The organism is Enterococcus sp. AZ141, from assembly GCF_051714385.1.
GTDB classification, from domain to species: Bacteria; Bacillota; Bacilli; order Lactobacillales; family Enterococcaceae; genus Enterococcus_D; species Enterococcus_D entomosocium.
Genome location: NZ_JBIORT010000001.1, coordinates 3,121,825 through 3,146,661, shown reverse-complemented (window position 1 = coordinate 3,146,661; position 24,837 = coordinate 3,121,825). Strand labels below are relative to the sequence as shown.

The 24,837-nt window shown below is 42.5% G+C and carries 17 protein-coding genes, 1 riboswitch and 1 other annotated feature; of the genes, 15 read left to right on the top strand and 2 right to left on the bottom strand.

The window, feature by feature from the left end; all coding sequences use genetic code 11:
• Positions 1-69 precede the first annotated feature (69 nt).
• The 9 genes from guaC to IGI89_RS14470 all read left to right on the top strand — a co-directional run bounded on the left by guaC (position 70) and on the right by IGI89_RS14470 (position 14,276).
• The gene (guaC, locus tag IGI89_RS14510) at positions 70-1,047 is read left to right on the top strand and encodes a GMP reductase (RefSeq protein WP_080555199.1); all 978 of its coding nucleotides are present in this window, start codon (positions 70-72) and stop codon (positions 1,045-1,047) included.
• A gap of 121 nt (positions 1,048-1,168) precedes the next feature.
• Complete coding sequence (wecB, locus tag IGI89_RS14505) at positions 1,169-2,269, top strand: non-hydrolyzing UDP-N-acetylglucosamine 2-epimerase (protein ID WP_034872223.1); 1,101 nt, start codon at positions 1,169-1,171, stop codon at positions 2,267-2,269.
• Between the two features lie 398 nt (positions 2,270-2,667).
• A riboswitch (M-box (ykoK) riboswitch) is annotated at positions 2,668-2,839 on the top strand.
• 187 nt (positions 2,840-3,026) lie between these two features.
• The gene (gene mgtA, locus IGI89_RS14500; RefSeq protein ID WP_005236382.1) at positions 3,027-5,618 is read left to right on the top strand and encodes a magnesium-translocating P-type ATPase; all 2,592 of its coding nucleotides are present in this window, start codon (positions 3,027-3,029) and stop codon (positions 5,616-5,618) included.
• A 434-nt stretch (positions 5,619-6,052) separates the two neighbouring features.
• Positions 6,053-7,162, top strand: a complete 1,110-nt coding sequence (gene pdhA / locus IGI89_RS14495; protein WP_005231936.1) for a pyruvate dehydrogenase (acetyl-transferring) E1 component subunit alpha — start codon at positions 6,053-6,055, stop codon at positions 7,160-7,162.
• A gap of 2 nt (positions 7,163-7,164) precedes the next feature.
• Positions 7,165-8,142: an alpha-ketoacid dehydrogenase subunit beta gene (locus tag IGI89_RS14490; protein WP_005230047.1), complete on the top strand. Its 978-nt coding sequence runs from the start codon at positions 7,165-7,167 to the stop codon at positions 8,140-8,142.
• 25 nt (positions 8,143-8,167) lie between these two features.
• The gene (locus IGI89_RS14485; RefSeq protein WP_005236379.1) at positions 8,168-9,814 is read left to right on the top strand and encodes a dihydrolipoyllysine-residue acetyltransferase; all 1,647 of its coding nucleotides are present in this window, start codon (positions 8,168-8,170) and stop codon (positions 9,812-9,814) included.
• 7 nt (positions 9,815-9,821) lie between these two features.
• Positions 9,822-11,228 (top strand): dihydrolipoyl dehydrogenase, encoded by a 1,407-nt coding sequence (gene lpdA / locus IGI89_RS14480; protein WP_005230052.1) that lies wholly within the window; start codon positions 9,822-9,824, stop codon positions 11,226-11,228.
• A 110-nt stretch (positions 11,229-11,338) separates the two neighbouring features.
• Positions 11,339-11,592: a binding site (T-box leader), on the top strand.
• A gap of 50 nt (positions 11,593-11,642) precedes the next feature.
• Positions 11,643-12,914 carry an O-acetylhomoserine aminocarboxypropyltransferase/cysteine synthase family protein gene (locus IGI89_RS14475; RefSeq protein WP_086332317.1) on the top strand — a complete coding sequence of 424 codons (1,272 nt, stop codon included), beginning with the start codon at positions 11,643-11,645 and terminating at the stop codon, positions 12,912-12,914.
• A 162-nt stretch (positions 12,915-13,076) separates the two neighbouring features.
• Positions 13,077-14,276 (top strand): MFS transporter, encoded by a 1,200-nt coding sequence (locus IGI89_RS14470; protein WP_429947555.1) that lies wholly within the window; start codon positions 13,077-13,079, stop codon positions 14,274-14,276.
• Between the two features lie 72 nt (positions 14,277-14,348).
• On the opposite strand, the gene IGI89_RS14465 is transcribed toward IGI89_RS14470, so the two are convergent.
• Positions 14,349-14,873 carry a type 1 glutamine amidotransferase domain-containing protein gene (locus tag IGI89_RS14465; RefSeq protein WP_005236373.1) on the bottom strand — a complete coding sequence of 175 codons (525 nt, stop codon included), beginning with the start codon at positions 14,871-14,873 and terminating at the stop codon, positions 14,349-14,351.
• 188 nt (positions 14,874-15,061) lie between these two features.
• On the opposite strand from IGI89_RS14465, the gene IGI89_RS14460 reads away from it, so the two are divergent.
• The 3 genes from IGI89_RS14460 (at position 15,062) to IGI89_RS14450 (ending at position 17,223) form a co-directional block, all read left to right on the top strand.
• Complete coding sequence (locus IGI89_RS14460) at positions 15,062-15,967, top strand: hypothetical protein (RefSeq protein ID WP_438735777.1); 906 nt, start codon at positions 15,062-15,064, stop codon at positions 15,965-15,967.
• Between the two features lie 207 nt (positions 15,968-16,174).
• Positions 16,175-16,447 carry a UPF0223 family protein gene (locus tag IGI89_RS14455; protein ID WP_008381425.1) on the top strand — a complete coding sequence of 91 codons (273 nt, stop codon included), beginning with the start codon at positions 16,175-16,177 and terminating at the stop codon, positions 16,445-16,447.
• An 8-nt stretch (positions 16,448-16,455) separates the two neighbouring features.
• Positions 16,456-17,223 (top strand): inositol monophosphatase family protein, encoded by a 768-nt coding sequence (locus IGI89_RS14450; RefSeq protein ID WP_016611043.1) that lies wholly within the window; start codon positions 16,456-16,458, stop codon positions 17,221-17,223.
• Between the two features lie 132 nt (positions 17,224-17,355).
• On the opposite strand, the gene glf is transcribed toward IGI89_RS14450, so the two are convergent.
• On the bottom strand, positions 17,356-18,483 hold the full coding sequence (gene glf, locus IGI89_RS14445) for a UDP-galactopyranose mutase (RefSeq protein WP_104010378.1): 1,128 nt from the start codon (positions 18,481-18,483) through the stop codon (positions 17,356-17,358).
• A 234-nt stretch (positions 18,484-18,717) separates the two neighbouring features.
• On the opposite strand from glf, the gene IGI89_RS14440 reads away from it, so the two are divergent.
• From IGI89_RS14440 to IGI89_RS14430, 3 genes are all read left to right on the top strand, one after another.
• The gene (locus IGI89_RS14440; protein WP_438735776.1) at positions 18,718-21,150 is read left to right on the top strand and encodes a glycoside hydrolase family 3 C-terminal domain-containing protein; all 2,433 of its coding nucleotides are present in this window, start codon (positions 18,718-18,720) and stop codon (positions 21,148-21,150) included.
• Positions 21,151-21,241: 91 nt separating this feature from the next.
• Positions 21,242-22,252, top strand: coding sequence for a glycosyltransferase family 2 protein (locus IGI89_RS14435; protein ID WP_438735775.1), 1,011 nt, complete (start codon positions 21,242-21,244; stop codon positions 22,250-22,252).
• A gap of 190 nt (positions 22,253-22,442) precedes the next feature.
• Positions 22,443-24,827 carry a glycoside hydrolase family 2 TIM barrel-domain containing protein gene (locus IGI89_RS14430; protein ID WP_438735774.1) on the top strand — a complete coding sequence of 795 codons (2,385 nt, stop codon included), beginning with the start codon at positions 22,443-22,445 and terminating at the stop codon, positions 24,825-24,827.
• Positions 24,828-24,837 lie beyond the last annotated feature (10 nt).

The window sequence follows — 24,837 nt, the reverse complement described above, 5'->3', positions numbered from 1 at the left end:
AAATAGGCTGCTGCCATTTGATGCTTGCTTCACTCTTAGTAAGATTTGGAGGATATTTTTATGTTTGACATGAAAGTTTTTGATTACGAAGATATACAACTGATTCCTAACAAGTGTATCGTGAACAGCCGTTCAGAATGTGATACCACGGTGACATTAGGCGGACACTCGTTTAAAATGCCTGTTGTTCCTGCAAATATGCAAACAATTATTGATGATTCAATCGCAGAATTTTTAGCTGAAAATGGCTATTTTTATATTATGCACCGCTTTGATGAAGAAGCACGGATTCCATTCATCAAAAAAATGAAAAGCCGCGGCTTGATTAGTTCAATCAGCGTGGGTGTCAAAGAAAATGAATATGCCTTTGTAGAAGAACTAGCTGAGAAAGAGCTTGTTCCTGATTTTATCACGATCGATATTGCCCATGGTCACTCAAACGCCGTGATCAATATGATTCAACACATCAAGAAGCATTTACCAGCAACGTTTGTGATCGCTGGAAATGTTGGAACGCCAGAAGCAGTTCGTGAATTGGAAAACGCTGGCGCAGATGCAACAAAAGTCGGTATTGGACCAGGGAAAGTTTGTATCACAAAAATCAAAACTGGTTTCGGGACTGGCGGATGGCAATTGGCAGCATTACGCTGGTGTGCCAAAGCTGCTCGCAAACCAATCATTGCAGATGGTGGCATTCGGACACACGGCGATATCGCTAAATCTGTCCGCTTTGGTGCAACCATGGTCATGATCGGTTCATTGTTTGCTGGGCATGAAGAATCACCAGGGGAAACCAAGGTAGAAAATGGCGTTGTAATGAAAGAATACTTTGGTTCTGCATCAGAATTTCAAAAAGGTGAAAAGAAAAACGTAGAAGGAAAGAAAATTTGGATTCAATACAAAGGTTCTTTAAAAGATACGTTAGTTGAAATGCAGCAAGACTTGCAGTCATCGATCTCTTATGCAGGTGGAAAAGATTTAGAATCGATTCGTAAAGTGGATTACGTAATCGTGAAAAATTCGATTTTCAATGGAGATACTATTTAAGATGGATACTGAAGAAACGGCCTTTTAGCGGTCGTTTCTTTTTTTGTTGGAACAACCATTTTGTTTTTCTGTTTTCTTCGTTATAATAGAAGCAATGAGAAGTAGAGGAGCGGGTGACCAAATGACAATCAAAGTGATGTCTGTGTTCGGTACCAGACCGGAAGCCATCAAAATGGCGCCACTAGTAAAGGAATTGGAAAACGACCCGCGTTTTGAATCGATCGTTGTGGTGACGGCGCAGCATCGAGAAATGTTGGATCAAGTTTTAACGGTTTTTGAAATCATACCAGATTATGATCTGGATATTATGACTTTAGGGCAAACTTTGACAGGAATCACTACCAAAGTTTTGCTGGATCTGGAACCTATCTTGCAAAAAGAAACCCCTGATATCGTACTCGTTCACGGGGATACGACCACAGCTTATGCAGCCGCGACGGCAGCTTTCTATCAGCAGATTCCTGTGGGGCATGTGGAAGCCGGTTTGCGTACATGGAACAAAAAATCTCCTTATCCGGAGGAAGCCAATCGTCAGCTGATCGATGTATTAGCGGATTTTTATTTTGCGCCAACTGTCCAAAGCAAAGAAAATTTATTAGCGGAAAATCGCAATAAAGCTGCAATTTTTGTAACGGGAAATACCGCCATTGATGCGATGCGTTATACGATCTCGGAGGACTATCAGCATCCAGAACTTTCTGCAGCAGATAAAACCATGATTCTTCTGACAATGCACCGTCGCGAGAACTTAGGTGTTCCGATGAAGCAAGTCTTCCGCGCTTTAGCGAAGATCGCTAAGGAGAAACCAACCATCAAAGTGGTTTTTCCTATGCATAAAAATCCTCAAGTCCGAGGGATTGCTATGGAGATACTTGGGGAACTAGAAAATGTCACGCTGATTGAGCCTTTAGATGTCATTGATTTTCACAATGTTGCCAATCAAAGCACATTGATTTTGACGGATTCTGGTGGTGTCCAAGAAGAAGCACCGTCGTTAGGCGTTCCTGTTTTGGTCTTGCGAGATACAACAGAGCGCCCAGAAGGAATTGCTGCAGGTACGTTAAAACTGATCGGTACGTCTGAAGCTGCGGTTTATCAAGAAACGAAGCGACTACTAGAGGATCCAGAAGCTTACAATGCCATGGCACATGCAGAAAATCCCTATGGCGATGGGAAAGCTAGTCGGCGAATCTTGAAAATTTTAGCAGATCATTTTTCGTGAGAGCTAGATCGAAAGAATACCGAAAAAATCATTTTTCAGAATCGGATGTGAAAGAGAAATAGGCAGCTGTTTATTTAAATGGCTGTCTATTTTTTATTCGAGTTCGGAAATTTATTACATTCTCTCCTTCAATGGGATAGCCGAAGTGACTTGATGAATTCTGGGTTTTGCCCTGAGAGGATTTCTCTCTATCTGTTCGTGTAAAAAAAGTTTTGTCACATATAAAATCACACCAGTTCTTTAACGTTGTTATTTTATTGTAAGACCTTTCATTTGAAAACCAACGAAAATCTATGAAAAAAGGGTGCTTTTTTCCATTGTTGCGGTTGACATTGGCTAGGATAGCAGTTATTATGTGGGTAGTTGGAAGATAGACTTCCGGCGAACTGACATTTTATACAAATAATTGTTAGGTGAGGCTCCTATATGGACACAAGCTGCTGCCGCAAAAGTATCGAGAGATACTTAGTTGGTAGGACAGGTCTAATCGTGAAGGTTAAACCCAAAGTAGCTGATAGCAGATTTGCTATCTACGCCCTATAGTGCTAAAGCTCTACAATGATCATGAGTTTTTTACGCATGCTTATTGGGAGCGTGCGTTTTTTTGTGTCTTTTACGCATGTTCCACAGTGACTTACCTAATAAAAAGAAAGGAAGATTCACATGGAATACCCCAGTCCCCAGATGAAACAGCGGAGTAATTATCGAATCGCTAGGGGTGGCGTAAGCAACTCCTAAGTGCTAGGAGGAAAAAAAGATGTTAAAAAAACTATCGAAAGATCAAGAACTAAAATTACTGGCAAAATTGACCGAAAGAGAACTGCTGATGGAAATGCGGACATCCTTCCAAGGGCTATCGGAAGAAGATGCTGCAGAACGTTTGGCAGAGTACGGTCCAAACAAAGTGGATGCGCAAAAACCAACACCTGCTTGGTTGATGATCCTAGGTGCTTTCAAAGATCCTTTTGTGTTAGTTTTGGCATTATTAATGGTTATTTCTTTTGTAACAGGCGATATTGAAGCAGTGATCGTGATGGGAATCATGATTTTAGCCAGTGTCATGATTACTTTCGTCCAAGAATACCGTTCCCAAAAAGCAAGCTTAGCGTTAAAAGAACTTATTGAAAATACTTGTTCCGTAACCCGAGATGGAATCACGAGAGAAATTCCGATGGATGAAGTCGTTCCAGGAGACATCGTCACCTTAGCAACCGGCGACATGATTCCTGCGGATGCGATCTTGATTTGGACCAAAGATTTATTTATCAATCAATCTTCATTAACAGGCGAATCAATGCCAGTTGAAAAATTTGTCGATGCTGGGATCAAAGAAAGCGATGAACAAATTTCTGCACTAGATATGCAAGATCTTGTTTTCATGGGTACCGATGTCTTAAGTGGTCAAGGAAAAGCCATTATTTTGAAAACCGGTCAAAGTACTTTCTTCGGTGATATTGCCAAAAATGCGACCACGAAACGGGGCAAAACAACCTTTGAAGATGGCTTAACAAAAGTTAGCAAGCTATTGTTGCGAATGGTCATGGTTCTTTTCCCAATCGTTTTATTGATCAATGGTTTGACCAAGGGTGATTGGGGCGAAGCGTTGTTCTTCGCGATTGCAGTAGCAGTTGGTTTGACGCCAGAAATGCTACCAATGATCGTCACCAGTAACTTAGCCAAAGGGGCGATCTCTTTATCAAAAGAAAAAGTGATCGTCAAAGAATTGCCTTCGATTCAAAACTTAGGTGCAATGGATGTACTATGTACCGATAAAACGGGTACGATCACCGAAGATCGTGTTGTACTGGTACAGCATTTAAACCCATTTGGCGTAGAAGATAAACAAGTCCTTGATATGACGTATTTAAATTCTTACTATCAAACAGGGTGGAAAAACCTGATGGATATTGCTGTCTTAAACTACTATGAAGAAGAAGGCTTGGCAGCGCCATTTAACGATGTGACAAAAATCGATGAGATTCCGTTTGACTTCTCACGTCGCCGCTTGACGGTTGTTGTCAATGCAGATGGTCATCAACTGATGGTCACTAAAGGTGCCGCCGAGGAAATGGAACAAGTCTGCAAGTACGTAGAAGTTGATGGCAAAGTGATGGAATTGACTCCTCAATTGAGAAAACAATTGCGTCAAGTGAATTTGCGCTTGAATAAACAAGGAATGCGCGTGTTGACTGTTGCTGTAAAACGAGATGCCCACGCAGATGCCGTTTATTCTGTAGAAGATGAACAAGATATGATCATGATTGGCTTTATGGGCTTCTTAGATCCAGCAAAAGAAACAGCAAAAACAGCGATTGCTTCTTTACACGGTCATGGCATCAATGTCAAAGTGTTAACGGGAGATAATGCGATCGTTGCGCAAAAAGTTTGTCGAGATGTTGGTATTGATGCAGATGAATACTTGTTAGGAACCGATATAGATCATCTGTCAGATGAAGAGTTAGCAGAGAAAGCTGCAAAAACTAATCTGTTTGCAAAATTAAATCCAATGCAAAAATCCCGAATCATTGAAACCATTCAAGCGGCAGGCCATACGGTCGGCTTTATGGGAGATGGCATCAACGACGCGCCTGCTTTACGTACAGCAGATGTTGGTATCTCGGTTGATACCGCAGCAGATATCACCAAAGATGCCAGCTCGATCATTTTATTAGAAAAAAGTTTGAATGTCCTTGATAAAGGGGTCATCGAAGGCCGCAAAGTATTTACCAATATGATGAAGTACATCAAAATGACTTTGAGTTCGAATTTCGGGAATGTGTTCTCGATCTTAGTTGCTAGTGCCTTTTTACCTTTCTTACCAATGTTGTCCATTCAACTGTTGGTTCAAAACTTGGTGTACGATATGGCCCAATTGACGATCCCATGGGACAACGTAGATAAAGAAGAGTTAGAAAAACCAGTTAAATGGCAAGTGGGTGGACTATTGAAGTTTACCGTCGGCATTGGACCTGTCAGCAGCATCTTCGATATTTTGACTTTCTTTATGATGTGGCATGTCTTTAGTGCAAATACCATCCAAGAGCAAGCCTTGTTCCAAGCAGGATGGTTTATGATTGGCTTGACGACACAAACCTTAGTCGTTCACATGATCAGAACGAGAAAATTACCATTTATCAAAAGTATCGCATCACCTGCAGTTTTGATTTCAAGTGTTCTAGCGATTGCAGTTGGCTTCTTGGTCATCTTGACGCCATTGCATACCGTCTTTGATTTTGCAGCACTGCCATCAAGTTACTGGCCATGGTATGTCGGTATCAATCTAGCTTATTTAGTAACAGTTGAGTTTGCGAAACGCATTTACATTCATGTCACGAGAGAATGGATTTAAAAAAACAGGTCGGCGTTCTTCCTAACAGGGGGAGAATCGCCGATCTGTTTCTTTTTATCCGTTCTCTGTATTATTTTTTTCTCATATTAAGAAATTTCTCTTTGATTCAAGTCGAATCCTTCACAAGTGATAAAAGGAGGTTAATGATAAATCTGTTTAGCGGAATGGTGGATGCTGTACTATTCTTAAATAAAAAAAAGAATCTGAAAAGAAAAAATTGAAGAAAGCGATTGCTTTAATGTGATTAATTTCACTAATGTTTTCTTAAGAGTTGCTACAGTGGGAATTCTTTTATTAAAAAAAATACCCTTTTCACTTGTCATTTTCGAAGTTAAATGATAATTTATAAGAGTAAATGAAATTTCGATAGTACAGATTTAAACCCTGTTACATACGAAAGTGAATTTTTATATCAGAGAGGAAAGTGTGTCAAGATGGCAAAAAAACAAAAAGCACTTGATTTCCAAGCGATTTTGGAGCAAGTCAATGCGGATTTTCCAACTTACCAAGCTTTGGACAAAGACGGGAAAATTGTAAATCAAGAGTTAGTACCAGATTTAAGTGACGACGAATTAGTTGAATTGATGACTCGTATGGTATGGTCTCGTGTATTAGACCAACGCTCAACTGCGTTAAACCGTCAAGGTCGTCTAGGTTTCTTCGCGCCAACTGCTGGACAAGAAGCAAGCCAATTAGCAAGTCAATTTGCTTTTGAAAAAGAAGACGTTTTATTACCTGGTTACCGTGATGTACCACAATTGATCCAACACGGTCTGCCATTGAAAGAAGCTTTCTTATGGTCACGTGGCCACGTTGCTGGGAACCTTTATCCAGAAGATTTAAAAGCATTGCCACCACAAATCATTATTGGTGCACAATACGTCCAAGCAGCCGGCGTTGCTTTAGGATTGAAAAAACGCAACAAGAAAAATGTTGTATTCACTTATACAGGTGATGGCGGTTCTTCACAAGGGGACTTCTATGAAGCAATCAACTTTGCAGGGGCTTACCATGCAAACGCTGTATTCTATATCCAAAACAATGGTTTTGCGATCTCTACACCTCGTGAAGTACAAAGTGCGGCACCAACATTGGCACAAAAAGCTGCAGCAGCTGGGATCCCTGGTATCCAAGTTGACGGTATGGATCCATTGGCAGTGTACTATGTTTCTAAAGCAGCTCGTGAATGGGCAGCAAACGGCAACGGTCCTGTATTGATTGAAACCTTGACTTACCGTTACGGTCCACATACATTGTCTGGTGATGATCCAACCCGTTACCGTTCAAAAGACATGGACAGCGAATGGCAACAAAAAGATCCATTGGTACGTTTCCGTACTTACCTAACTGAAAAAGGACTTTGGTCTGAAGAAAAAGAAGAACAAGTCATTGAACAAACAAAAGAAGAAATCAAAGCAGCGATCGCTGAAGCGGACCGCGTGCCAAAACAAAAAGTTTCAGATTTCTTGAAAAACATGTTTGAAGTACAACCACAAAACATTAAAGAACAAATTGCAACTTACGAAGCGAAGGAGTCGAAATAGTCATGGCACAAAAAACAATGATTCAAGCAATTACAGATGCCTTAGCTGTTGAAATGGAAAATGACAAAGAGATTTTAGTCTTTGGTGAAGATGTCGGTAAAAACGGCGGGGTTTTCCGTGCAACAGAAGGTTTACAAGAAAAATTCGGCGAAGATCGTGTCTTCGATACCCCTCTTGCTGAATCTGGTATCGGCGGCTTGGCTTTCGGTTTAGCATTAGAAGGTTTCCGTCCAGTTCCAGAAATCCAATTCTTTGGTTTCGTATTTGAAACATTTGACGAAATCGTTGGTCAAATGGCGCGTACTCGTTACCGTATGGGTGGTACACGTAATTTACCAATCACTATTCGTTCACCATTTGGTGGCGGTGTGCACACACCAGAATTGCACTCAGATAACTTGGAAGGATTGATCGCTCAATCACCTGGTATCCGTGTCGTTATTCCATCAAACCCATATGATGCAAAAGGATTATTGATTGCTTCTATCCGCAGCAATGACCCAGTTGTTTTCTTAGAGCACATGAAACTTTACCGTTCATTCCGTGAAGAAGTGCCAGAAGAAGCATACGAAGTTCCTTTAGACAAAGCAGCAGTAACTCGTGAAGGTTCTGATGTTTCAATCATCACTTATGGTGCAATGGTTCGTGAAGCAATCAAAGCTGCTGACAACTTAGCGAAAGAAAACATCAACGCTGAAATTATCGACTTGCGTACAGTTGCTCCTCTTGATGTTGAAACGATCATCAAATCAGTTGAAAAAACTGGTCGTGTGGTTGTCGTTCAAGAAGCACAAAAACAAGCAGGTGTTGGCGCTCAAGTCGTTTCTGAAATTTCTGAACGTGCGGTTCTATCACTAGAAGCTCCAATCGGACGCGTGTCTGCACCAGATACGATCTTCCCATTCGGTCAAGCTGAAAACATTTGGTTGCCAAATGCAAAAGACATCGAAGACAAAGTGAAAGAAATCGTGAACTTTTAATAGTTGAAGAAGGGAAGAATAGAAAATGGCATTTCAATTTAAATTACCGGATATCGGTGAAGGAATTGCAGAAGGCGAAATCGTAAAATGGTTCGTCAAAGCAGGGGATACCATCAATGAAGATGATACCTTACTAGAAGTTCAAAATGATAAATCAGTGGAAGAAATTCCATCTCCAGTAACAGGAACAGTGAAAAACATCGTTGTCCCTGAAGGTACAGTCGCAAACGTTGGAGATGTCCTTGTTGAGATCGATGCACCAGGACATGAAGACAACGAAGGCGATGCAGGTGTAGCAGCAGAGTCTCAAACACCAGCAAAACCAGCAGCAGAACCTACAACGGAAACGGCTGAAGCATCAGCTGGTTCTTCTGAAGGCGCAGGCGTTTTCCAATTCAAATTACCAGATATCGGTGAAGGAATTGCAGAAGGCGAAATCGTAAAATGGTTCGTTAAAGCAGGAGATACCATCAATGAAGACGATACGTTGCTTGAAGTTCAAAACGACAAATCAGTCGAAGAAATCCCATCTCCAGTAACAGGAACAGTGAAAAACATCGTTGTTGCTGAAGGAACAGTTGCAAATGTTGGTGATGTTTTAGTTGAAATCGACGCACCTGGTCACAACAGTGCGCCTGCTTCATCAAGCGCACCTGCAGAAGCACCAAAAGAAAAAGTGGAAACTTCTGGTTCAGCAAGTGTTGTTGAAGCAGCAGATCCTAACAAACGTGTCTTGGCTATGCCTTCTGTCCGTCAATTCGCTCGCGAAAAAGATGTGGATATTTCCCAAGTATCAGCAACAGGTAAAGGCGGACGTGTAACAAAAGAAGACATCGAAAACTTCCTATCAGGTGGCGGACAAGCTGCAAAAGCTGAAACTCAAGCTCCTGCGAAAGAAGAAACAAAAGCTGCAGCAACTGAAAGCAAACCAGCAGCTCCAGCAAAAGCCTTCAAATCAAACTTAGGTGATTTAGAAGAACGTGTTGCCTTAACACCTACACGTAAAGCAATCGCTAAAGCGATGGTAAACAGCAAACAAACAGCACCTCATGTAACCTTGCATGATGAAGTAGAAGTAACAAACCTTTGGGATAACCGTAAGAAATTCAAAGAAGTTGCTGCTGCAAACGGCACAAAACTTACTTTCTTACCATATGTTGTGAAAGCATTGACTGCAACAGTGAAAAAATTCCCTATCTTGAATGCGTCGATCGATGATGCAAAACAAGAGATCGTATACAAAAACTATTACAACATCGGTATCGCAACAGATACTGACCATGGGTTGTATGTACCAAACGTAAAAGATGCAGATCGTAAAGGCATGTTTGCTATCGCTGATGAAATCAACGAAAAAGCAAAACTTGCTCATGACGGCAAATTGGCTGCAGATGATATGCGTAATGGTACCATCACAATCAGTAACATCGGTTCAGTTGGTGGCGGCTGGTTCACTCCAGTAATCAACTACCCTGAAGTAGCTATTTTGGGTGTAGGTACAATCGCGCAACAACCAATCGTAAACGCTGAAGGCGAAATCGTTGTCGGACGTGTGATGAAACTTTCATTAAGCTTCGACCACCGTATCGTTGATGGCGCAACAGCGCAACAAGCAATGAATAATATCAAACGTCTATTAGCTGATCCAGAGCTATTAATGATGGAAGGATGATTAACAAATGGTAGTTGGAGATTTTGCTGTTGAATTAGATACAGTTGTAATCGGTGCGGGACCTGGCGGCTATGTAGCTGCCATCCGCGCTGCTGAAATGGGACAAAAAGTAGCAATCATTGAAAGAGAATACATCGGCGGCGTTTGTTTGAACGTTGGTTGTATCCCTTCAAAAGCCTTGATCGCTGCAGGTCATCATTATCAAGAATCTTTGGATTCAACAATGTTTGGTGTAACAAGTGAAAATGTTTCCCTTGATTTTACCAAAACTCAAGAATGGAAAGACAACAAAGTCGTTAAAACATTAACTTCAGGTGTTGGTTTCCTATTGAAAAAACACAAAGTAGAAACGATTGAAGGAGAAGCTTTCTTCGTTGATGATCACACATTGCGTGTCATCCACCCAGATTCAGCACAAACATACTCTTTCAACAATGCAATCATCGCAACAGGTTCTCGTCCAATTGAAATCCCTGGTTTCAAATTCGGCGGACGTGTTCTTGATTCAACTGGCGGATTGGCATTAAAAGAAGTTCCTAAAAAATTCGTTGTTATCGGTGGCGGTGTCATTGGTTCTGAACTAGGTGCAGCTTATGCAAACCTAGGGGCAGAAGTAACGATCCTTGAAGGCTCTCCTCAAATCTTGCCAACCTATGAAAAAGACATGGTCAAATTGGTTGAAGAAGACTTTGCGAAAAAAGGTGTAACAGTCGTTACCAACGCAATGGCGAAAGAAGCAATTGACAATGGCGATAGCGTAACTGTGAAATATGCCGTAGATGGTAAAGAAGAATCAGTTACTGCTGATTACGTGATGGTTACTGTTGGTCGTCGTCCAAATACTGATGACATGGGCTTAGAACAAGCAGGTGTTGAAGTAGGCGAACGCGGATTGATCACGGTTGACAAACAGGGCCGTACCAACGTATCAAACATCTACGCAATTGGTGATATCGTACCTGGTGCTGCATTAGCACATAAAGCTAGCTACGAAGCAAAAATCGCTGCTGAAGCAATCTCTGGTAAAAAAGTTGCCGTTGATTACAAAGCAATGCCAGCAGTTGCCTTTACTGACCCAGAATTGGCTTCTGTCGGTATGACGATCAAAGATGCCAAAGATGCTGGAATTGAAGCAAAAGCATTCAAATTCCCATTCTCAGGTAACGGTCGTGCGTTATCTCTAGGAAAAACTGAAGGATTCATCCGCTTAGTAACAACGGTTGAAGACAATGTGATCATCGGTGCGCAAATTGCTGGTCTAGGAGCAAGCGATATGGTTTCAGAACTTGCTCTTGCTATTGAATCTGGCATGAACGCAGAAGATATCGCGTTAACGATCCATCCACATCCATCTCTAGGTGAGATCACAATGGATGCTGCTGAGTTAGCTCTAGGATTACCAATCCACATTTAAGCTTTGTGAAACTCGTTCATCATTTAGTGAACGAGTTTTTTTATCACCAGAAATAAAGCGATCCTATGCTATTGACAGAATCTTCTGGAAATGATACGATGCTCTTAATATTTCAACCGTTGATGAGAAAAGTAAATTGATTTGGCAAGCCTAGAGAGTCTTCGTAAGGTGCAAGAAGAACTTGTAGGATCAATCGAAAATGGCCTCTAAGGTGATCTTCTGAACTTGTACGAAAGATAAGGAGATCCGGGTGCGCCCGCTATCGCGTCAGAGTATAACGACGTTTATTTGTCGCGTACTTGCTGAGAAGCATGCTGGAAAGTCTGCTCGAATAAAGGTGGTAACACGTAAACACGTCCTTTGATATCTCGATATCAGAGGGCTTTTTTATTTGCATTATTAAGGAGGAATAGTATGACAGAAAGATTTGAGACGATTCAATTACACGGAGGACAAATACCAGATCCTACCACAGGAAGTCGCGCCGTACCCATTTATCAAACCACATCCTATGTGTTTGATGATGCTGACCAAGCGGCAGCGAGATTTAGTCTTAGTGAGAGCGGCAATATCTATACCCGTATTACCAATCCGACGACCGCGGTTCTAGAAGAGCGATTAGCCCTATTAGAAGGTGGTGTCGGTGCGTTAGCTACGGCTTCTGGCTCAGCAGCGATCACCTATGCAATTTTAAATCTCGCGCAAGCAGGAGATCATATCGTTTCTGCCGCTTCAATTTATGGCGGTACCTATAATTTGTTCGCCCATACATTGCCAGATTTTGGCATCACCACAAGCTTTGTCGATAGTGAAGATCTACCAGCACTAAAAGCAGCCATCCAAGAAAATACCAAAGCAGTTTTTCTAGAGTCTTTAGGCAATCCAGATATTGATATTGCCGACTTTAAAAAGATTGCAGCGATCGCTCATGAAGCCGGGATTCCCCTCATCATTGACAACACCTTTGCGACTCCCTATCTTTTTCGAGGGTTTGAGCATGGTGCGGACATCATCGTTTATTCCACGACAAAATACCTCGGTGGTCACGGGGCTGTTTTAGGAGGGGCTATTATTGATAGTGGCAACTTTGATTGGACAAACGGCAAATTTCCCAAGCTGGTCGATCCCGATCATAGTTACCATGGAATTTCATGGGTAGAAGCCGCTGGTAACGCTGCCTATATCACTCGGGCCCGAACGATTCTTTTACGGGATACAGGTGCTGCGATTTCTCCCTTCAATTCATGGGTGTTGCTTTTAGGCATCGAGACCCTCTCGTTGCGGATGGAACGTCATGTAGAAAATGCGCAACAAGTTGCTGAATTTTTAGCCAAGCACCCGGAAGTTTCTTGGGTTCATTTCCCAACCCTGCCGGACAGTCCTTATTTTAAGCGGGCGCAGGAGTATTTCCCCAAAGGGACCAGTTCGGTCTTTTCCTTCGGATTAAAGGGTGGGGCAGAAGCAAGCAAAACCTTTTGTGGCGCAACTAAGCTCTTCTCGCTACTGGCGAACGTTGGCGATGCAAAGTCCTTGATCATCCATCCAGCTTCGACGACCCATTCTCAGCTTAGCGTAGAAGAACTTGCAGCAGCCAAAATTCGTCCAGAGACGATTCGCTTATCCATTGGATTGGAAAACATCGACGATCTATTGGAAGATCTCACGCAAGCCTTCCAACAGCTCTAAATAGTTGAAGCAGTAGGAAAAGCGCAGGATACTATGCTGCGCTTTTTTGTTGTGGGTTAGTGTTTCAAATAAAACTGCGGTTTCTGTTTATAGAAGGATAGTAAATCCATCGGTTCTATGCTATATTTAGTTGCTAAGGAATATGGATAAGGTGGGGGATGTATGCGTAATCATGCAAGTGACAAGAGGATTCGGTTTTACTACACAAGTTTGCAATTTCTTTATTGGATGATGTTTTGCTCAATCTATGGCTTTGCGACACTCTTTTTGATTTATTTCAAGGTCGATCCAGCAAAAATTGGCGGTATTTTAGCCCTAGTCAATATTGCGTCTACGATTTTGCAGCCCTTCATCAGTCAAGTCATTATCAAAAAAAGCAAAGTACCACTGATCGTTGTCTTGAAAACGATGACAATCGGCGTGGTCGCGGTGCTCTTAGCAGGTGTGATGGTCCCTGGATTATCAATACTGACCTATGTTTTAGGAGGGATTTTGCTCGTTTCCATGCAGTCCTTTCTCAACGCCTTGGCGTTTGAATACACAAATAGCGGCAACAAAATCAATTTTGGCTTTTCCCGTGCCGGTGGGTCACTAGGCTTTGCGGGGACCTCCTTTTTACTGGGGCAGCTCTTAGAGGAGTTTTCGGCAGCCCTTTTACCAATGATCGCTATCGGGCAAGCCGTTTTGTTTCTCATTATTTTGCTTTTGCTGCCAGCGATCAAGAAGCCAGAAATGCCCGTGATGCATACAGAACAAAGTCATTCAGGTGCCTTTTTAAAAAAATATCCTTTTTTACTCTTTCTCTTTGTCGGATTTAGCTTTCTCTTCAGCTTCCACACGATGATCAACAGTTTTTTGGCACAAATTTTTGCCGATATTGGCGGTGGCAGTAAGGAAGTTGGCATCGCCCTGATGATTGCGGCGTTATGCGAATTGCCGGGCATGATTTTCTTTGAACAGTTAGTGAGGATACGGTCTAGCCGTTTTTGGCTGTTGCTGTCCAGTGTTGCCTTTGCCATTCGTGGGGTGCTGATGCTGTTGATCAGCTCCATCATCCTGATGGAAATGAGCCATTTGATGCAAGGGGTTAGTTTTGCCTTGTTTATTCCTGCTTCTGCTTATTTGTTCAACCATAGTTTGGCAGATGAAGACCGGGTTTTTGGACAAACGATCATCATTATCGCTACCACGATCGGTGGCGTGATCGGCAATCTTTTGGGCGGGATGTTGATCCAAAGCTTCGGTGTCTGGGAAATGCTTTTGATTGGGACTGGGTTTGCCGTTCTAGGTGCTGCATTGACCTTTATCGGTGTGAAAAAAATCCCTAAAAGTAACCAGAAACTAGCGATCGTAAGCGAATGATCGATAGGTAGAAAAAAGAGTTGCGGCCGTATTTGCTTTGGTCGCAACTCTTTTAAATCTGATCAATGGGTACTATTTCTTTTCTAAAACAGCAATAAATTCCCGCATATAGTCTGGTAGATCTGGGGGACGGCGGCTGGAAACGATATGTCCATCCGTAACCACAGGTGTATCGACCCATGTGGCTCCAGCATTTGTCATATCATCTTTGATGCCTGGTGTACTGGTAACCGTCTTGCCTTGCAGGATATTCGCAGAAATCAAGACCCAGCCTGCATGACAGATTTGTCCAATGATTTTTTGGTCTTTGTCCATCGTTCGCACGAAAGAGATGACCTCTGGGAAACGCCGTAATTTATCAGGTGCCCAACCACCCGGAACTAAGATGGCATCGTAGTCATCGGCGTGAATATCAGAAAAAGCATAGGCTGATTCTGCGGGTACACCATATTTGCCAATATACGTTTTATGCGCTTCTTCACCGACTAAATCGACTTGTGCGCCTTCTTCCCGTAACCGATGGACCGGATACCAAAGTTCTAAATCTTCGAAATCATTGTCGACTAAGGCAATGATTTTTTTGTTTTCTAAACGCAAGAGAATTCCTCCTTTTTCTTGTTATTCTTACTGTAACATCATGCCAAGGGAAACACCAAAAGTATGCTTCCTGAAAAATGCCAAGAAGCTATTCTGAGAATGGTCGTTCAGAGAAATGATATTGATGTAAGCGTTGTAATCATTAGGGGAGTAAGCGATAATAAAAGAAAGCCAAAGGAGGCGAAGATATGGAAGCATTCGAAAAAGCACGAAAATTTATTTACAAAAACGCGCGCCCTTTAGACCTTGCTCGTTGGCAGTACCATTTTGAAAATGGATCTCGCGAGGCTGTATTAAAGGCGTTACAAGTCTACCAAAATGAAGATGGTGGTTATGGGCATGGTTTGGAACCTGATTATTGGAATCCCAATAGTACACCGATTGCAGTGTGGGAGGCATGTCGAATTTTACGAGAGCTTGAATGCCTTCATTCGTCAAATCCACAAGTCCAAGGGATTCTAAGGTATTTAGCTAGTGGAAAAGAATTTTCTGAAGGGAAATGGCTCAACCAAGTGCCGTCAACGGTATCCTATCCGCATGCGATTTGGTGGGAGAGTCCTGTGGGCGTGCCAGCAGACAACCCAACGGTCAGTCTAGCTGGTACGATCTTAAGAACAGGGGAAACGACCCTCTATCAAAAAGCACAAGAAATCGCCGAAACAGCAGTTGCAAGTTTTCTTAAGGAGCCAACCAGTGAAATGCACACATTAGTCGTCTATCTAGAATTATTACAAGACTGTGAAGAAATCCAGTATCAGCCTGTTTTAGCAAATGAACGCTTTCGCGAGATCTTATTCTGGCAAATTCGCCATGCAGTCTCAAACGAGCCAGAAGAGTGGTTCACATCTTATGTCAGTAAACCTTCAAATTTTTTCTTTACAAGAGAGCAGCTGCTTGGGATCTTTAGTGAAGAATTATGTAAAAAAGAAGCCCAAGAAATTTTAAAATACCAACAAGAAGATGGATCATTTGTCATTCCATGGCAATGGGGAACGGATTATCCAGAGTTTTTCATAAGTAAACAGTGGTGGAAATCAATTACTATCATTAAAAATTTTTTGTTTTTGCGGGCTTTTCTAGACGAACCTTTTTGAAATCGGTCATCTTTTACTAAGCAATCTCGTTGGAAGAAAAAAGGAATTTCCTTCTTATTTGAGATTCACGGATTTCAGCTTTTAAAAATCTCAATAGTTTGTATACAAGAGGTACATTCATTGCTAGGATGTACCTTTTTTGCAGCGGAGGCTCTGACCTATTTTCAATTTTGTGGTACACTGAATAAGATGAATAGGAGTGGTAATATGCGGGATTATCAATATCCTCTTGACTTAGATTGGTCGACAGATGAAATGGTCGTCGTCATGAAGATGTGGGAACGATTAGAACAAGCCTATGAAAAAGGCCTTCCTAGTAGTACGTTTCTTGAGGCGTATCAAGCCTTTAAGAAAGTCGTTCCTAGCATTGGCGAGGAACGCCGTTTAGGCAGAGAATTTGAAGAACTATCAGGCTATTCGCTGTACCATGCTGTGCAGGCAGCGAAAAAGACTGAGGGAAAACTAAAAATGAAAGGGTAGATCAACGAATGCATGAAATCGTTAATGAAGTTCGCCAGTGGATGATCGCTGCAGGTGAAACGATCAAAGACAATTTAAATAAAGAAGACTTAGTGGTCGAGACAAAATCAGGACGGAAAGACTTAGTGACAGAATTGGATAAAGCCACGCAAGATTTTCTGATTGGTAAGATCCAATCCTATGATCCGGATGCCAAAATTTTAGGTGAAGAAAACGGACTGGACACACTTGCCGACATGAGTGGGCGGGTCTTCATCATTGATCCGATCGATGGAACGATGAATTTCGTGTTAGAAAAAGAAAACTTTTGTATCATGATCGCGATCTACGAAGAGGGCAAAGGGCGCTTTGGCTTTGTCTATAATGTTATGAAAGATGAATTCTTATGGGGTGGTCCAGAGATTGGTGTCTATAACAATGGCGAGAAGATCGAACCGCCGAAAGATATTGCCTTATCCGAAGGTCTCGTTGGCTTGAATTCGCCCATGTTGATCCATAACCGCCACCACGAAACCGAGGTCAGTGACAAAGCATTAGGCATTCGTATGACTGGCTGTGCTGGGGTAGAGCTGATCGCCCTCGCTAAAGGACAAAGAGCAGGCTATCTTTCTCATCTTGCGCCATGGGATTATGCGCCAGGGGGCGTTTTGTTAGAAACCCTTGGATTAAAGATGGCAAACATCAAAGGAGAGCCGCTATCCTTGAATGGACGGGAATTGTTCGTAGGCGGTACACCGAAAGCTTTTGAAGAATTATTGGCGATCGTCAATCAATAAGAAAGCATGCCTACTATCTGATAAACGATGAACTGACGCTCATAGAAAAAAAGGCTGGCTCCGTTTCCCACTAGTTGGACCTGGTGGTAGTCAACGCTGTCCCTAAGTAGCGAAAACGGCAGCCCAGCCTTTTTAGTTCGCAGTAAGTTCTTTTTGTGCTAGCTTTAATGCTTCACTGACGATTTGATCCATATCTAAATACCGATACGAGCCGAGACGTCCTCCGAACAGGACTTGCGGCTGTTTCGCAGCCAGCTGTTTGTATTTTTTATACAGCTGGTTATTTTTTTCGTCATTGATAGGATAATAGGGTTCAGCACCAATCGTGAATGGGGATGGATATTCTTTGGTAAGAATGGTTGTATCTGACTCACCTTGCTTATCGAAGTGTTTCCATTCCATGCTGCGGGTAAAGGGAATCTTTTCATCCGTGTAATTGATTACGGGATTTCCTTGAAGGTTTGGTGATGGATGTTTGGTTGTTTCAAAACGTAACGAACGATATTCTAGAGGACCGTATCTTTGGTCGAAAAAGGCATCGATCGGTCCTGTATAGATTATTTTAGGAAAACGTGCTAAATAGGCTGCTTTTTCAGCTTCAAAGTCCGTTTTCAAACAAACATCGATCCGATCATCATCTAATAATTTCTGGAAAATCGGCGTATAGCCACCTTCGGGAATTCCTTGAAACCGATGGTTGAAATAATTGTTATCATAGGTGAAACGAATCGGCAGTCGACGAATGATAAAGCTCGGCAACTCGCTAGGGGGCTTTCCCCATTGCTTCTGCGTATAACCGGCTATCAGCTTACGATAAATATCGGTTCCCACTAATTGGATCGCCTGTTCTTCAAGGTTTTTAGGCTTTCCTGTTATACCGGCACTTTCAATTTGCTGTTTAATCTCTTCTTGCGCTTCTGCAGGCGTTCGCACGCCCCACAGTTGATAAAAGGTATTCATATTAAAAGGCAAGTTATAGAGTTGGTCTTGGTAGTTCGCCAAGACTTGATTGGTAAAAGGAATGAAGTCAGCAAAGCGATTCATATAAGCCCAAATCTCTTTGCTATCCGTGTGGAAAATATGGGCGCCGTATTGATGAACCGTGATGCCGTCTTCTTGATAAGTATACAAGTTGCCTCCGATGTGGTCACGCTTATCGATCACCAGACAACGATGCCCTTTTCTGGCTGCTTCATGGGCAAAGATCGACCCGAATAAGCCCGCACCAACGATCAAGTACTGGTAGTTGCCAGTCTTCATGTGTTCGCTCCTCTCAGCTTTTGTTTAAGATATACAAATTCTAAGATAAAGGCTGCCACCGAGCAAAGCAAGCGTTTTCTAAAAGAGTCAAAGAATCTTTATAATTGGCTGGTTATTCATGAGCAAAAAGCGACCGTTCATGAAAGGGCGCTCATTGCTTGGCGTTTCCATGATAAACTACTGCTAGTAGATTTATAGACGTATGATTTATACATAGCAGAAAGTTGGGTTTAGATGAATAGCCAAGAAAAAATCGCAGAATTAACACGTTTACAAAAGGCATTGTTTGTTTCAGGAAAAAATACTTGGGAGACACATGAGCTGCCAGCGATCTGTCCATCGATTTTTATGGCAGATGGTCCGCACGGTATTCGTAAACAAATGGGAGAAGCAGATCACCTGGGGCTGAATGAAAGCGTTCCAGCAACTTGTTTTCCGCCGGCGGCAACAATTGCAAACAGCTGGGACTGTGAACTTGCTGCGAAGGTTGGTGAATGTATTGGATTAGAAGCAAAAGCGTTAGAGGTTGATGTCGTTTTGGGTCCAGGTCTGAACATCAAGCGAAATCCTAAAGGCGGGCGCAATTTTGAGTATTTCAGTGAGGACCCTTATTTGGCAGGGAAAATGGCGGCTGCAAATATCAGAGGTATTCAAGAAAACGGGACGATTGCCTGCCCGAAGCATTTTGCTGTCAATAGTCAAGAAACGAGACGAATGGCATCGGATTCCATCGTTGATCAGCGGACATTACGAGAAATGTATTTAACAAATTTTGAAATCGCCGTCACTGAAGGAAAACCTAAAAGTATCATGAGCGCCTATAATATGATCAATGGCATTTACGCCAATGAAAACAAACGCTTATTACAAGAGATTCTCCGAGATGAATGGGGATTTGCTGGCTTTGTTGTCTCCGACTGGGGCGGGGATAATGACCATGTTGAAGGGGTCAGAAATGGCTGTCATTTGGCGATGCCAGGGCAAGGGATCGCTGGCGCACAAGAAATTATTGAAGCAATTGAAAGGAATCGTTTGGCTGAGTCGGAGCTTGATGTACGGGTTGCTGAACTAGCAGCGGTCTTCTCAGAGACGAAGAAGCAATCTGGAACAGATGCGATCGATTGGGCAAAGCATCATACAATCGCAAGAGAAGCAGCCAGAAGCAGCGTGGTTCTGCTTAAAAATGATGACAACTGCTTGCCTTTAAATCCTAAGCAAAAGGTTGGAATTATTGGCGATTTTGCTCAAACACCTCGGTACCAAGGTGCGGGGTCTTCGATGGTAAATGCGAAACAAGTCGAGTCGATTTTAGAAAAGATTGGCGATTATACTCCTGAAATGGCAGGTTATGCACAAGGCTATGTCCGAAAAAGTAGTAGTAAAACAGCAACAGAACAAGCAGCATTGATCGAAGAAGCTGTTTCTTTAGCAGCTGACTGTGAGGTTGTGCTGGTCTTTGCCGGACTTGACGAGAGCTATGAAAGTGAAGGGATCGATCGTGAGACGTTGGCGATGCCCGCAAATCAAAATCAGTTGATTGAAAAACTTTGTCAGACGACTGCAAAAGTAATTGTTGTTTTATCTGCGGGAGGGGTTGTTGAAATGCCCTGGCTGGATAAAGCTGCTGGTGTGCTTCATGGCTACTTAGGTGGACAAGCAGGCGCTTCTGCGATGCTGGATGTGATCTTCGGTCGATATAATCCGAGCGGAAAACTAGCAGAAAGTTATCCATATTCCTATGACGATGTTTTGTTCGGTCAAGAATTCCCAGCAACAAGCCGCTTTGCCTATTACAAAGAGCGACTGTTTGTTGGCTATCGCTATTATGACACGTTTAAAAAACCAATTTTGTTTCCATTTGGCTACGGTCTAAGTTATACGGAATTTGCTTATAGTGGTTTAATCATTGAAGAAAATCAAGTAAAATTTACAATTGAAAATGTTGGAGACAGAGATGGTGAAGAAGTAGTCCAATTGTATGTTGGTTTGAAAGAAAGTCAACTGATGCGACCGAAAAAAGAATTAAAAGGATTCAAAAAAGTAGCCTTAGCCAGTGGTGAAAAACGCACGGTCACATTGCCTTTTGATGATAAGACCTTTCGTGTTTATGACAGCCAACAAAATTGCTGGGCAGTTGAGGCAGGAGAATATACCCTATTTATTGGTGGGAATTGTGAAGAGAGCCAACTTCAAGGCACGCTTTTGATCGATCAGAAAGCCGCCACTTTACGACCAAGAACGGTGAACGAACGAGCTATTTATCCTGAGCGGATCGAACAAGCAACGCTACATGATTTTGCACAGTTTTTGAACCAACAATTACCGCAAGAATCAAGCGATCAGCCATTAGCCAAAAACAGTACTATTGCAGAGTTGCAGCAGGCAAAAAGTCCTCTAGGTCGTTTGGTTTTTCTTGTCTTGAATACCATGAGGAAGCGCAACGAAAAAAAAGGAAAATTGGATCTAAACTTATTATTCATTTGGAACATGCCGTTTCGTGGCATCGCCAAGATGACCAATGGAATGGTCAGCATGGCAATGATCGACCAACTGTTGGTTATGTGTAATGGGCATTTCTTCAAAGGAAGCTTCGGGCTTTGTCGGGCATTTATCCGTAACAAAAAGCTTCAAAGAAAGTACAAGAAACAACTATCGCAGCTTCACTGATCGTTACATGTTTTTCAAAAGACAAAAATAAATCTGCTGCAACACTTTGGGGAAAGAAGCAAAAAAGTTAAATGTGGGGAAGGGATCAAGCGTGAAAACTTTAAGTATAATTGTTCCATGCTATAATTCGCAAGATTATATGGAACGCTGTATTGATTCATTATTATTAGGAGGGGAAACCGTTGAGATCATTATTGTAAATGACGGGTCCCATGATCAAACCGGAGCGATCGCTGAACGCTATCAGCGTTCTTACCCAAAGCAAATCAAAGCAGTCCATCAAGAAAACGGCGGACATGGTCAAGCGATCAATACGGGCTTAGAAGTTGCTAGTGGCACCTTCATCAAAATCGTAGATAGCGACGATTGGGTAGATGAAGAGGCCTACCAACAAATTTTGATCTTTTTGACAAGCGATCCACAGGCAAATTCGGTCGATATGGTTATTAGTAATTACGTCTATGAAACCCAGTGGAAGAAAAACAAGCGTTGCATTCATTATCAGCGCTTCTTGCCAGAAAATGAACCATTCGGCTGGGGGGACGTGCGATTTCCGTTCAGTAAGTACCTATTGATGCACTCGGTGATCTATCGCAAAAGCGTATTAGAAAAAGCAAACTTGCAGTTGCCCAAACATACCTTTTATGTAGATAATCTGTATGTCTATGAACCATTGCCCTACGTCAAAAAAATGGTCTACTTAAATGTCGATTTTTATCGCTATTATATTGGTCGATCGGATCAGTCCGTCAATGAAAAAGTGATGATCAGTCGTATCGACCAGCAATTGAAAGTCAACCGGACAATGATCGATTACTATCTTTCACTGGATCAAACCGGCAAAGAACTCACTCGTTATATGCGTCGATATTTAGAAGCAATCACAACTGTTTCAACGATTTTGTTGATCAAAGAAGGGTCGAAAGAAAGCTTGCTAAAGAAAAAGGAGCTGTGGAAGTTGATTCGCTCTCGTGATCAGCTGCTGTATTTTCGTTTACGGTTCGGTCTCTTAGGACACGGCGTCCATTTCCCAGGTGCCATCGGGCGAAAAGCTTCTTTAGGATTTTACCACCTTGCTCAAAAATTTTATGGCTTTAATTGAAGGAAATCAATTCAGATAAGATTATTTCAAGACAGTGGACAAACCTTATGAATCAATGAGGTTTGTCTTTTTTTTGGAGATCATAACCGTTCGTGCAAAAAAGTCGACCATTCGTGAGAAAGCGTTTTTTTGCGTGTTGTGCACGCTATAATTGGTTTCGTAAAGAATTGAGGAAGAAAGAGGGATTCTTTTGGAGATCATAAATTTTAATGAAGGTTGGGTCTGTGGTGTTTTAGGCACAAACATTCAGAAACCTGTTTCCATCCCACATGATGCAATGCGCGAAGAGCCACGAAGCGAATCGAGTTTAGGCGCTGCCAACATCGGCTGGTATGAAGGACTTGATTACCTCTATAAGAAAACATTTTTCGTGCCTGAGGACTACCAAGATAAAAAAGTCGTTTTTGAATTTGAAGGAGTCTATCGCAACGCCGAAGTGATCATCAATGGAAAAAAGGCTGGTTTTCGTCCATACGGATACACCAACTTTTATGTCGAAGCGGATGCGTTCTTGCACTTTGGATCGGAAAATACCATTGAGGTCATTGCCCGAAATGCCGATCAGCCAAATAGTCGCTGGTACACTGGCACAGGGATTTACCGTCCCGTCAATCTGCTGGTTTTACCGAAAAAGCATCTTTTGCTAAATGGCATAAAAATCACTACTGTATCAACAAAACCACCAGTGATTTCATTGACTTTAAAATCCAACAGTAAAGGCGAAGCGCGGGTCTCGATTGTCGATGGGGAGGAAGTGATCGCAAGGACGAATGTCTCGATCGACGGATCAGCACAGATCAACCTACCGCTGCCCAATGCAAAGGCATGGTCACCAGAAGAGCCGAACTTATACCAGTGTCAAATTGAGTATGAAGGCAGTCAGTATCAAACTCGATTCGGCTTACGAACGCTGACTTGGGATTCGGAAGCGGGGCTTTTGATCAATGGGGTTCGTCGCATCTTAATAGGGGCCTGTATACATCATGACAACGGCTTGTTAGGCGCCGCTGCTTTTCCAGATGCCGAAAGACGAAAAGTCAAGCTCTTGCAAGAAGCTGGCTATAATGCGATTCGTTCAGCCCATAATCCTTGCTCAAAAGCACTACTTGATGCTTGTGACGAGTTGGGAATGCTGGTCATGGATGAATATGTCGACATGTGGTACACCCATAAAACCCGTTACGATTATGCCAATGATTTTAGTGATTGGTGGCGTCAGGATCTTGCTGATATGGTGGACAAAGATTTTAATCATCCTAGCGTGATCCTCTATTCGACGGGGAATGAAGTCTCGGAAACAGCCGAACCACGGGGGATCGAGCTGACGAAAGAGTTAACGGAACACTTGCATGGGTTGGACCCAACGCGACCGGTAACATGTGGTGTCAACATCTTTTTCAATTATCTAAGCTCATTAGGCTTTGGGGTCTATACTGATGAAAAAGCCCAAAAAGAAAAGAAAAAAGCTGTCGGAAGTGAGTTTTATAATAAGCTGGCTGGTTTGTTGGGCGATAAAACCATGAAGTTGGGGGCCACCCTCAGAGGAAGTGACCGCACGACCTATGAATCATTTGCCAATATGGACATAGCCGGCTACAATTACGGCATTTTACGCTATAAAAAAGACCTGAAAAAATATCCAAAGCGCCTGATTTTAGGCACAGAAACTTTCTGTAAGGATGCTTTTTATTTCTTGGAACTGGCAAAAAAACACCCTCGTATTATTGGGGATTTCGTGTGGGCAGGCATGGACTATATCGGTGAAGCCGGTATTGGTTCGTGGGTTTATGAAGATGCCTATCCTAAAAATGCCAGTCCAGCTGGTTGGTTGACCGCTGGAAGCGGTCGCTTGGATATCACCGGTGCAGCAGGTGGCGAAACCCTTTACACAAAAGTGGCATTCGAAAAAACCACAACGCCCCTTTTAGCGGTGAAGCCTGTTTATCAAAAAGGCAAACATTCACCATCCGCATGGAAATTGACGGATGCGATGCCTTCTTGGACATGGCCGGGCTGCGAAGGTCAGAAAGCCGAAGTAGAAGTCTATGCTCGAGCGGCTCAAATCGCTCTTTATTTGAATGATCAGCTCGTCGTTAAGAAAAAAATGAAAAATGATTGTCGAACCGTCGTCAAGACCACTTATCAAAGTGGCACATTGACCGTTGTTTCCTATGACGAAAATGAGCAAGAAATTGGCCGTAGTTCTTTAGTGACCGCACAAAAAGAAACTCAGTTAACGCTTGAACCTGAAAGTAGTACTGTTTCTCCTCGAGGGCTGGCCTTTATTCGTTTGCGGTATACCGATCGCAACGGCATTTTAAAGCCGATGGAAAACCATGAAGTCGCGGTTTCTGTCAAAGGCGGTAAGCTATTAGGGTTAGGTCATGCTTGTCCTTACAACCCAGAAGGCTATACTGGTTCGAAAACGAAAACCTATTATGGCGAAGCACTAGCGATCGTGCAAGCTGATTCTGAAGCAAACGAAATCGAACTGATGGCAGCTGACGGAAGTAGGTCTGAGCGTACAGCCATTCAGATAAACGAAGTAGTGAAAAAAAGCAATGACACGAAATGAAGGAGGATGT

What these genes read in the sequence shown, in the direction of transcription:
- wecB (WP_034872223.1), top strand. Translation starts at nt 1,169, where the DNA reads ATGACAATCAAAGTGATGTCTGTGTTCGGTACCAGACCGGAAGCCATC.
- lpdA (WP_005230052.1), top strand. Translation starts at nt 9,822, where the DNA reads ATGGTAGTTGGAGATTTTGCTGTTGAATTAGATACAGTTGTAATCGGT.
- IGI89_RS14490 (WP_005230047.1), top strand. Translation starts at nt 7,165, where the DNA reads ATGGCACAAAAAACAATGATTCAAGCAATTACAGATGCCTTAGCTGTT.
- pdhA (WP_005231936.1), top strand. Translation starts at nt 6,053, where the DNA reads ATGGCAAAAAAACAAAAAGCACTTGATTTCCAAGCGATTTTGGAGCAA.
- IGI89_RS14475 (WP_086332317.1), top strand. Translation starts at nt 11,643, where the DNA reads ATGACAGAAAGATTTGAGACGATTCAATTACACGGAGGACAAATACCA.
- guaC (WP_080555199.1), top strand. Translation starts at nt 70, where the DNA reads ATGAAAGTTTTTGATTACGAAGATATACAACTGATTCCTAACAAGTGT.
- IGI89_RS14470 (WP_429947555.1), top strand. Translation starts at nt 13,077, where the DNA reads ATGCGTAATCATGCAAGTGACAAGAGGATTCGGTTTTACTACACAAGT.
- IGI89_RS14485 (WP_005236379.1), top strand. Translation starts at nt 8,168, where the DNA reads ATGGCATTTCAATTTAAATTACCGGATATCGGTGAAGGAATTGCAGAA.
- IGI89_RS14450 (WP_016611043.1), top strand. Translation starts at nt 16,456, where the DNA reads ATGCATGAAATCGTTAATGAAGTTCGCCAGTGGATGATCGCTGCAGGT.
- IGI89_RS14455 (WP_008381425.1), top strand. Translation starts at nt 16,175, where the DNA reads ATGCGGGATTATCAATATCCTCTTGACTTAGATTGGTCGACAGATGAA.
- mgtA (WP_005236382.1), top strand. Translation starts at nt 3,027, where the DNA reads ATGTTAAAAAAACTATCGAAAGATCAAGAACTAAAATTACTGGCAAAA.
- IGI89_RS14460 (WP_438735777.1), top strand. Translation starts at nt 15,062, where the DNA reads ATGGAAGCATTCGAAAAAGCACGAAAATTTATTTACAAAAACGCGCGC.
- glf (WP_104010378.1), bottom strand. Translation starts at nt 18,483, where the DNA reads ATGAAGACTGGCAACTACCAGTACTTGATCGTTGGTGCGGGCTTATTC.
- IGI89_RS14440 (WP_438735776.1), top strand. Translation starts at nt 18,718, where the DNA reads ATGAATAGCCAAGAAAAAATCGCAGAATTAACACGTTTACAAAAGGCA.